Annotated in this window: 12 protein-coding genes; 3 read left to right on the forward strand and 9 right to left on the reverse strand. The window is 55.5% G+C overall.

The genetic code is table 11. From position 1 onward, the window contains the following. Positions 1-15 precede the first annotated feature (15 nt). Positions 16-243, reverse strand: a complete 228-nt coding sequence (locus ASB65_RS10045) for a helix-turn-helix domain-containing protein (protein ID WP_060723871.1) — start codon at positions 241-243, stop codon at positions 16-18. A 272-nt stretch (positions 244-515) separates the two neighbouring features. On the opposite strand from ASB65_RS10045, the gene ASB65_RS10050 reads away from it, so the two are divergent. Further along, complete coding sequence (locus ASB65_RS10050; protein WP_139786523.1) at positions 516-1145, forward strand: hypothetical protein; 630 nt, start codon at positions 516-518, stop codon at positions 1143-1145. Positions 1146-1259: 114 nt separating this feature from the next. Here the strand turns inward: ASB65_RS10050 and ASB65_RS29080 are convergent, their stop codons facing one another. From ASB65_RS29080 to ASB65_RS28880, 6 genes are all read right to left on the reverse strand, one after another. Then, the gene (locus ASB65_RS29080) at positions 1260-1388 is read right to left on the reverse strand and encodes a hypothetical protein (RefSeq protein WP_262567139.1); all 129 of its coding nucleotides are present in this window, start codon (positions 1386-1388) and stop codon (positions 1260-1262) included. 124 nt (positions 1389-1512) lie between these two features. After that, positions 1513-1833, reverse strand: coding sequence for a hypothetical protein (locus ASB65_RS10055; RefSeq protein WP_060723873.1), 321 nt, complete (start codon positions 1831-1833; stop codon positions 1513-1515). 272 nt (positions 1834-2105) lie between these two features. Beyond that, complete coding sequence (locus ASB65_RS10060) at positions 2106-2381, reverse strand: helix-turn-helix transcriptional regulator (protein WP_060723874.1); 276 nt, start codon at positions 2379-2381, stop codon at positions 2106-2108. 14 nt (positions 2382-2395) lie between these two features. Next, positions 2396-3724 (reverse strand): type II toxin-antitoxin system HipA family toxin, encoded by a 1329-nt coding sequence (locus ASB65_RS10065; RefSeq protein ID WP_060723875.1) that lies wholly within the window; start codon positions 3722-3724, stop codon positions 2396-2398. Positions 3725-4123: 399 nt separating this feature from the next. Beyond that, on the reverse strand, positions 4124-4474 hold the full coding sequence (locus ASB65_RS28875; protein WP_236734589.1) for a hypothetical protein: 351 nt from the start codon (positions 4472-4474) through the stop codon (positions 4124-4126). Beyond that, the gene (locus ASB65_RS28880; RefSeq protein ID WP_236734590.1) at positions 4453-5028 is read right to left on the reverse strand and encodes an MFS transporter; all 576 of its coding nucleotides are present in this window, start codon (positions 5026-5028) and stop codon (positions 4453-4455) included. The genes ASB65_RS28875 and ASB65_RS28880 overlap by 22 nt, the downstream gene beginning before the upstream one ends. A gap of 213 nt (positions 5029-5241) precedes the next feature. Between ASB65_RS28880 and ASB65_RS10075 the strand changes: the two genes are divergently transcribed. Together ASB65_RS10075 and ASB65_RS10080 are read left to right on the forward strand one after the other, a co-directional pair. After that, a complete protein-coding gene (locus tag ASB65_RS10075) occupies positions 5242-5553 on the forward strand; it encodes a helix-turn-helix domain-containing protein (RefSeq protein ID WP_236734591.1) in 312 nt (103 codons plus the stop codon). Between the two features lie 20 nt (positions 5554-5573). Continuing rightward, positions 5574-6803, forward strand: coding sequence for a type II toxin-antitoxin system HipA family toxin (locus ASB65_RS10080; RefSeq protein WP_236734592.1), 1230 nt, complete (start codon positions 5574-5576; stop codon positions 6801-6803). 223 nt (positions 6804-7026) lie between these two features. Here the strand turns inward: ASB65_RS10080 and ASB65_RS10085 are convergent, their stop codons facing one another. Further along, the gene (locus ASB65_RS10085; RefSeq protein ID WP_060723878.1) at positions 7027-7395 is read right to left on the reverse strand and encodes a hypothetical protein; all 369 of its coding nucleotides are present in this window, start codon (positions 7393-7395) and stop codon (positions 7027-7029) included. Continuing rightward, complete coding sequence (locus tag ASB65_RS10090) at positions 7392-7682, reverse strand: toxin-antitoxin system TumE family protein (RefSeq protein ID WP_060723879.1); 291 nt, start codon at positions 7680-7682, stop codon at positions 7392-7394. The genes ASB65_RS10085 and ASB65_RS10090 overlap by 4 nt, the downstream gene beginning before the upstream one ends. Between the last annotated feature and the right edge of the window lie 490 nt (positions 7683-8172).

Raw genomic sequence — 8172 nt, forward strand, 5'->3', positions numbered from 1 at the left:
TGTTTCACTACCTAGTCAGCGGCGATTGTTGACCCAGATGCCATATCCGTTTTCATTCTCTGGCAAAAACTCAATTCCAGCTTCCTCAAAAACCAACTTGATCGTCGCGACCGTGTTTTCTTTGAGCAGGTCACCACGTTCAAGCCGCGATACGGTCTGCGTCGAGACGCCAGCGATTTTGGCCAGTTCGCGGACACCCCATCCGAGCGCTACACGAGCAAGTTTGCATTGAGTGCCATTCATTTCACTACGCTGTTGTGATTTTTCTTGCTCGTTGACATCTAATTTCGTAACCTCCGAAGCTGTAATCGGCTGGACTCAGTGTTGGTACCACTTCGTCCAGCCTAACCACAATCTAGCTATCAGGAGCTTGGATCATGGCTGATTCTGAGAATAGCAGAACTTTACCTAAAATTTCGTGCGCAAATGCATTCCCCAACGAGACGTTTGTCGACAACCTGCCAAGCGTGATCAACCGGCGCAATCTTTTGCCGCTCGCAGCACGGATCCTTCCGATGTTGCTCAACGATCTTCCGAAGCGCACCATTGCCGGACCGGTCCATGCCAGGGAGCTGTGGCCAGACTGGTATGAGATGTACCGGCAGCGGCTTGCTGCCGAGCGCGAATGCCGGGATCTTGAGGCGCGACTGCTGGAAGAGACCGGCGGTCGTCCGTCTGTGGTGATTGCCGTCGATGATGGTGGTTCATCACCCGGGACTGTGTCCTCCTTCGAGGAGATCAGGGAACTGGCGCCGCGGATCGGTGCTGAAGCGGCAGAGAGCGCGCGTCTGGAGTTGCTGAGACTGAGACGGGCATGGAAGGCCGCCGACCGTCGCATCGGCTACAGCGCAAGCCTTGCAAAGGCGCAGGACCTTGCCCGGTTCGAGGGCATTGCCGGGCGTGTGCTGATTTCGCTGCAACCCTATTACATCCACGACATTGCCGCCAAGCTTCACTGCATGCTGGTGATGTATGATCCGGAGCTTCGCAACGAGGAAACCCCCTGGCCGGAACTGCGCCGCATGCTGCGTGAACTGATCCAGCCGCACTGGTCTGTGATAGAGCCGCAATCGCGTATCCGCCTGCTGAGGCCGAAGACGCGCGAGACGCGGTTTCAGGAGGAAAGGGACAGGATTGCCGTTTGAGCGACGCTGGAGCGGGCTTTGGAGGCGCGGCAGCGGTATGTGGTGACACACAGTACCGTCGCCGGACCTTCAGCGCCCCGCGACGGCCAGACAGCGAAATACGCCACGCCCGGCCTATGCGGCAAGGCTCGTCACAAGGCAGGCGGATGCCAGAAGCAGGGTGACGACGGTGAAAAATATGAGAGCCGCCGCGAGTTCATCGAACCTGCCGTCGCGTTCATTGCGATTCCAGTCGTAAGCCATAGCCAACCTCCCTCGTTGCTGTGAAGGAAGGGTGGTCCCGTATGGTTAACGAAATCCTAATATTTGCGGACTGAATGTTGCCGGTATGATTTTGCATTTGGCCGTCCGACGATGGCGCCAACCCTCAACTGGCTGGCTTGACGAGGCTGATTTCGGTTTTGCTGTCGAGGACGATATGCAGGTCGCGGATCATGGCGGCTGCCTGCAGAAGAGCGTTCCGGATCTCTTCATCGCTGCGCCATCCCCGTTCGATAGAAAGGGCAACGGTGTGGATGTCGACGAGACTGTCACGGCCGGGTCCTGATGGAATGCCGATTGTTTCGCGCATGTCGCGGATTGTTGTCACTGCCCGTTCGAGCATACGCCGTTTCTGATAGTCGTCGAGGTGATCGAGCCTGTTGGCGTCGCGGACAAGTTCGGCAATGAAACTGTTGGTCAGGGTCATGGTATGAGGTTGCCGGGTCGGCTGACGGGCGTCAATGGAAGACCTTCGAGGTGAGCTTCCGACTCTGAAGTTGGCACGAGGATGTGACGCCGATGCGTCACGGCGCGTGGGCACAGATGCGATCTTTTTTGGTTGTTTCTGAATTATTCGTATTTTTATCATGGTGTTGAAGAAATTTTCAGAAGTAAAACATGATGTCGATGGTGATTGTAAAGGCGGTCTGTCGCGCTTGCCTTGGCAGGCTTTGAACCGGGATTGTTGAGGGGTCCGGTTCATGCCCGGGGCACGAAGCCGACGCTGAATCCAAACAGCCGCCCGACTTTTTCGAGCGTTTCGAGTGTCGGATTTGCTGCGCCAGTCTCGATCTCGGCGACCTGGCGCCGGGTCAGCGACAACATCGTCGCAAACTCCTCCTGCGTCAGCCCGAGGCCCTTGCGGATTTCCGCCACTGCAGCAGGCAGGCGCAATTCGCCAAGGCGTGCCCGCTCGGCAAGATCACGACGGTTTTGGAGTATTTCTTCTTTAGTCGGCTTTTTCCACCGCGGCATGGTGTGTCCCTTGCTCAGTTTTGTGACAGGGAAGTCTGAACACTCTGCGCGATTTCTGCGCAGCGGCTCATGGCACGTTGCACAATTTCGGGCGGCGCTCCCATGCCCTGCGCAAGACGGGGTACCTGTTGGAGACATTCTGCGAATTCGCAAAGCGCACCGGAAACCGGTTGCCGGTCATTGCTATCCGGAAAAAGGCGGGTGCAGACTTCCTTCCAGTCGGGCAGATGATCCCGACCGCCATCCCGCATCATTGCCCAACGGGTAGAGCGGACAATTCCTTCTCTGGCCAGTCTCATGGGCGCGAAGTCAAAAAGAGGAGACAGCCGGACCGTGCCATCTTCATGTTTGCTGAGGGCGGAATTTCGGCCGTGGTTATCGGGGTTGCCAAGCGCCAGATTGGCTATGTCGCGCTTCATGTATTCAACTGTATCTGCCACAGGATCGGCAGAATATTTGCGCAGGCTGTCAATGTAGGCCTCATGCGTGCCGATGTACCCGAATTCTGCCACGCCGATCGTTGCCACCAGGCTTTCCTGACCCAGTCTCACGATTTTGCCGGTTTTGCTCCGCGTCCTGTCAAAGCGGGGGATAATCAGTACCCCCTCGGCGTAGACCGATGGTTCGGCGACATTCAGCCCGATTTTCCGGCCGATCCGCGCATAGAGAGCTTCGCCTTCGAGAATCATCCGGTCGGCAGGATCGTTGCTGCGTACGAGCTTGACGATAACGTGGCGCACGGCTTCCTCGTCGGTCACGAAGCTGTCGGGATAATAGAAGCCGTCGGCCGCCTGGGTCATGGAGACTTTTGGCCATTCGCCCTGCAATCCGCTTGAGCCTGAGGCGAGCATCGCGAAGCGGTCGGCAACTTCCATGAAACGGTCCGACCGTTCAAGTATTTCAGCTTCCGTGACGCCTTGGCGCTGTACTCCTTTTAGCCGCGCCACCTCCATGTCGGCGGCTTCCTTAAGCCGGATATTGCCGATTCCGCCTGTGGCTGACCGCAGGAGCAGCGGGAGGTCAGAGCCGCGAGTGCCTTCGTTCAGGCCGAGATATTCGGCCAGTTTCCTGCGTGCATGCCCTTGCGGCATCAGATCAAGAAGGAATGGTGGCCAGGTTGTGCTGTACCGGTTTTCGAGATCGACTGGATAGTGCACAGAAAGGGCGCGATAATCGCGAACTGCGTTTCCGGCTGCGTAGTCCGTTGATGCGTGTGATATAAAGTAGTCGAGATCGTAGTCGACGATCGACGCGCCCTGATACCCGGCGGTATCGTCCCGCAGTTCCAGTGTAGCGGCATCATGCCACACGTCGTCAAAATGGGTTTGGAGAGTGAAACGCATTATTGATCCCTTTAATGGAACAATAATCCCAATAATCTGCTTAATCAACCCTTCTTAGTGGGTCTATCATTCTGGCGCCTGTCATGAAACATGGAGTCCTGACAGAGCTTGGCAGGCGGCACCGAGCTTGTTTCCGCGCCTCCATCTTCGCTCTTGCTATCGAATACAGTGGCAAGCCGGGTCTGGTGCTCGCTGTCTCGCAGCGTGGGCGGCAATCCCCATATATTGGGCCATTTTAGTGGGGCAGTATCGACGGTCTGCCAATTAGTTGACCCATTGGATGGGGCATTTCCAAAGCGCCTCTTGCCGGCTGCGGAGATTGCAACGCCGGCTTCGGGGCGTGCGGGCCTCATGTCACCGAGGAGGATCGAGCCGCCTGAGGCATACCGCCACGGGTGATCAGCCTTCCGGATGTTGTTTCATCACCGGCGACGGCTTTCCGTGTGTATTCGGCCATCCAAATGCAACGAGGATGGCAACGACCATCATGGCGCATGACAGCAAGAAGGTCAGGCACATTCCGGTGGCGATGGCGGATGTTGTCGCCCTGGTAAAATCCTCCGTCCCGACGGCGATGGAAAATACGGCGCCCATGGCAGAAGCGCCGGCGATCAGCCCGATATTGCGCGACAGGCCGAGTAATCCCGAGACCGTTCCGCGCCGGTTACCGGGCACGTCCGAAAGGGCCGCTGTGTTGTTGGTGGCCTGGAAGAGCTGATAGCCGGGCGTCAGTACGATGAGGGACAGCACACATAGCCTGTAACTCCGATCATGTTTGGCACGAACGCGAGAAGCAATGTGCCTGTGGTCAGGAGCAGGAGACCGATCACGAGCACACGGTGGCTTCCCCAGGTGTCCACCAGCCGGCCGGAGGGTACGCCGCTGACGATGGAGATGACCGGGCCGATCATCATGACGAGGCCGACCTTGGTCGCCGTCATCGCGAGGCCGAGACCGAGGTAGAAGGGACCGACGACCAGTGTCGTCATCATAACGGCAGCGACGAGGATGTTGACGATGAGATTTGGTACCAGAGAGCGGTTCATCACCGACCACAGGCTTGCTGATATGGTTCTGCCCTTGCCGGTGTCGGCGGGAAGTACCGATATGGCCATGATCAGTGCCAGGGCCGCCAGCGGCACCTGCACCCAGAATATGGCGCGCCAGCCTGCCAGCGGGATCAGGAGCCCGCCGAGCGATGGGCCGAGCGCCGTTCCCAGCGCCGAAACAGTGCCGAGCAGGCCCATTGGGCTGGGTGAGGATTTCGCAGACGCCAGCATTTTTGAAAGACGAAGGCAGGTCATTTGCGGCGAGTTCATATAATGCACGACGGGCGGCAAGGCCGTTATAAGGAAAAGTCGTGTTCCTTATAACGGCTAACCGATGGTGGAAAACGGCCGCGATGATGCAGTCCTGCAATACGCAACGAGTCATAAAGCCGAGTTTTCTGAGCATGCATGTGAGTTGCGATTTCTTTTAAGTGCTATTATATTGGCATTAATAAGTCTGATTTGCGCATGGGTGATAATATGTTAGCATTTAAAATGTCTTCTCCTGTGGAGGTTATCCGGGACTTGGCGGATAGAATGAAGCGCCGACGGATCCAGCAAGGATTGACCCAACGCGAATTGGCTGCGAGATCGAATGTCTCCTACGGATCGCTGAGGCTATTTGAGGAAACCGGCAAAATTTCCCTCGAAAGTCTGGTAAAAATTGCCTTTGCTCTTGAGGCGGAAGCAGAATTCGAACGGCTGTTTCCAGGTCGGCCGCCACAGAATATCGATGATGTCATTGATCGTCCTCTCAAGCAGCGTGTGCGCCGTAAATGAAGTTCACGTCAATCCGGAAGATGAGCGTTTATCTGGAGCTCGAAGGGAATGAGAGAAAGCTCGGGACGCTTGCCTGGAGCGGCAGGGAACGGAGGGCGTATTTCGAGTACGCGGCGGAGTTTCTGGCTGCGCCCCTTTTGGTTTCACCATTCCATATGATGGCCTCCACTGGATTGATTGCAGCGCCTCGCGATCCATTTGACGGGCTTCACGGGCTGTTCAACGACAGCTTGCCGGATGGGTGGGGTCGTTTGTTGCTGGACCGCCGTCTTCAGCGGGCGGGCATCGACTATACCCGACTTACCCCGGTCGACCGTCTGTCGGCAGTGGGCAGAACGGGAATGGGCGCGCTCTCATATGTTCCTGAATTGCCAGACGACCAGGAGCCTCAGGCCGTCACCGATCTCGACTGGTTCGCTGATCAGGTCGAGTTGGTGCAGGCTGAAATGGACGTGGCTGATATTGACAGCTTGCAGGGCGCGCAGGGTGGATCCGCGGGTGCGCGGCCGAAGATTATGATCGGCTTCAACCAAGCGGAAAATACCTGTGTTTTGGACTACGGCCAACCGTTGGATCCGGGGTTTGAAAGGTGGATGGTCAAGGCGCCGAGTTCCGATGATCCGCGGGAGATCGGTGCGGAAGAAAAAGCCTATTCGCTTATGGCCGTCGCTGCAGGACTGACGATGGCCGACACCCTGCTGCTGGAGACCAGGAAAGGACGACGGCTTTTTGCGACGAAACGTTTTGACAGGACCCCTGCCGGCAGGCTGCACATGCACACGGCAAGCGGCCTGCTGAATGCCAGCCATCGTGAAGCGAGTGTGAATTATGAGCAACTGCACAAGCTTACTCACATAATGACCCGCGACGCTACGGAAGTCCTGAAGATGTTCCGAAACATGGTGTTCAATGTCTATGCCAGAAATCGCGACGACCATGCGAAGAACCACGCCTTCCTTATGGACGGGAATGGCCGCTGGTCCCTGGCACCCGCATACGATCTTACTTTTTCGTCGGGACCAGGTGGGGAGCACAGCGCGGCAATAGCCGGGGAAGGCAGGAATCCCGGCATGTCTCACCTTCTGGCAGTCTCCAAAGGGGCCTCGATTTTAGACCAGGATGCGGGGGAAGTTATAGAACAGGTTAGAGCGGCCGTAGACCGATGGCCTGAGTTTGCTGGGGAAGTTCAGTTATCCAGAACCCGGACCGCTGAACTCGACAAGTTCCTGAATGGTAATCGGCTGGCTTAAAGGCCCATGTTTCGACGGATCGGATTTACGCAGGCCGGATGCCACAAACGTGGAAAGTTCCTGAAACTTTCAGAAATTGGAAGTTTCAGGAATTATGTCTTCGTTGGGTGGACCAGGCTGAGATGCAGGAAGGCGGTGACATGTCATCAGCGGCAGCATTCCCGGTTGTCGTATTCGAAGACCGGAAGGGTGGTGTGGTGATAGTTTGCGTTATGGTTCCTGATCAGGCTGCCGCTCTGAGGTCGAAATTCGCGTGGATCACGTCGTAGGGTACGTGAACCTTTCCGTCTTCGGTTTGTTCGAAGATACCCCAATCCGACAACGCTGACACATCCTCATGTACACGCTTGACGTCGCGTTCGACGGATCGGGCAAGTCCGCGTATGCTGGATGGGCCGATCTTCTGAAGATGTTCGATCAATTCCCACCTTTTGGGGGTGATGATGGAAAAAAGCTGTGCAGGCGACGAGAAGGTGAAGACTGCCACGGGCTCTGAGGGATTACCTGAGCGCATGGCGCTGGTTGCCCTGTCAAAAGCTTCATCAAGGGCAGCCTCACTGTCTGCTCTGATTTGTATCAAGGCTTCTCTCATGGTTTCTGCCTCCTCTTGATTATCTCCTTCCGAAAATCGGACAGGAGGGCATCGGTCGTTGTGAACACGTAAGGATGCTCTTCGCCGTCAAGATGACGATGATCGCCTTTGCCGCGTTCGTTGTCGAAAGCGACGATACGCCTGCCGTCCTTGCCATAAAACAGTCGATACTTGAACAGGTGGGCGCTACCGGGAACGGGTTCTGGCACCTTCCACACAACGATCTCGACAATCGCACCGTCTGGCAAAACAGTTTTCGAACGTTCGACAAGGATCGCGGCAATCATGTTGTCATTTATGCCATCGCCACGTCTCGTTGTCAAGGATGCCAACGGAGCTTTGAGGTTAATTGGCGGCTCGCTGCAGGGTGTTATACTTGGAATATTTTGCTAACATAAATCAGATAAATACATATATTATTATTTTTATACTTTGATAGTGGAATTAATTACTATTTATAGGCTAGAGTGAACGATTGATCGCGGTGCGTCATTCACTTGAGACAGGGAAGGGTCGCCATTAAACATATAATTTATACTGGAGTGGTGTGAAAACATATAAAATATTGCAAGCGAACCATTGCTGACAGAGGGAGGGAGTTTAATTGGCGGATTTTTGCTTGTTTTGCGGACCGGCAATTCGAGCCGCTTGCAACTGGATGATTTTATATAGTTTTTTATATGGAGTGTGGATTATTTATTGGTGGAACGAGAAGGAATCTGATTGAGAAGTGGACTGAAAAAGCGATGAAAATTGATGGCGATCGATCATAATAAC

The organism is Agrobacterium tumefaciens str. B6, assembly GCF_001541315.1.
Lineage (GTDB): Bacteria > Pseudomonadota > Alphaproteobacteria > Rhizobiales > Rhizobiaceae > Agrobacterium > Agrobacterium radiobacter.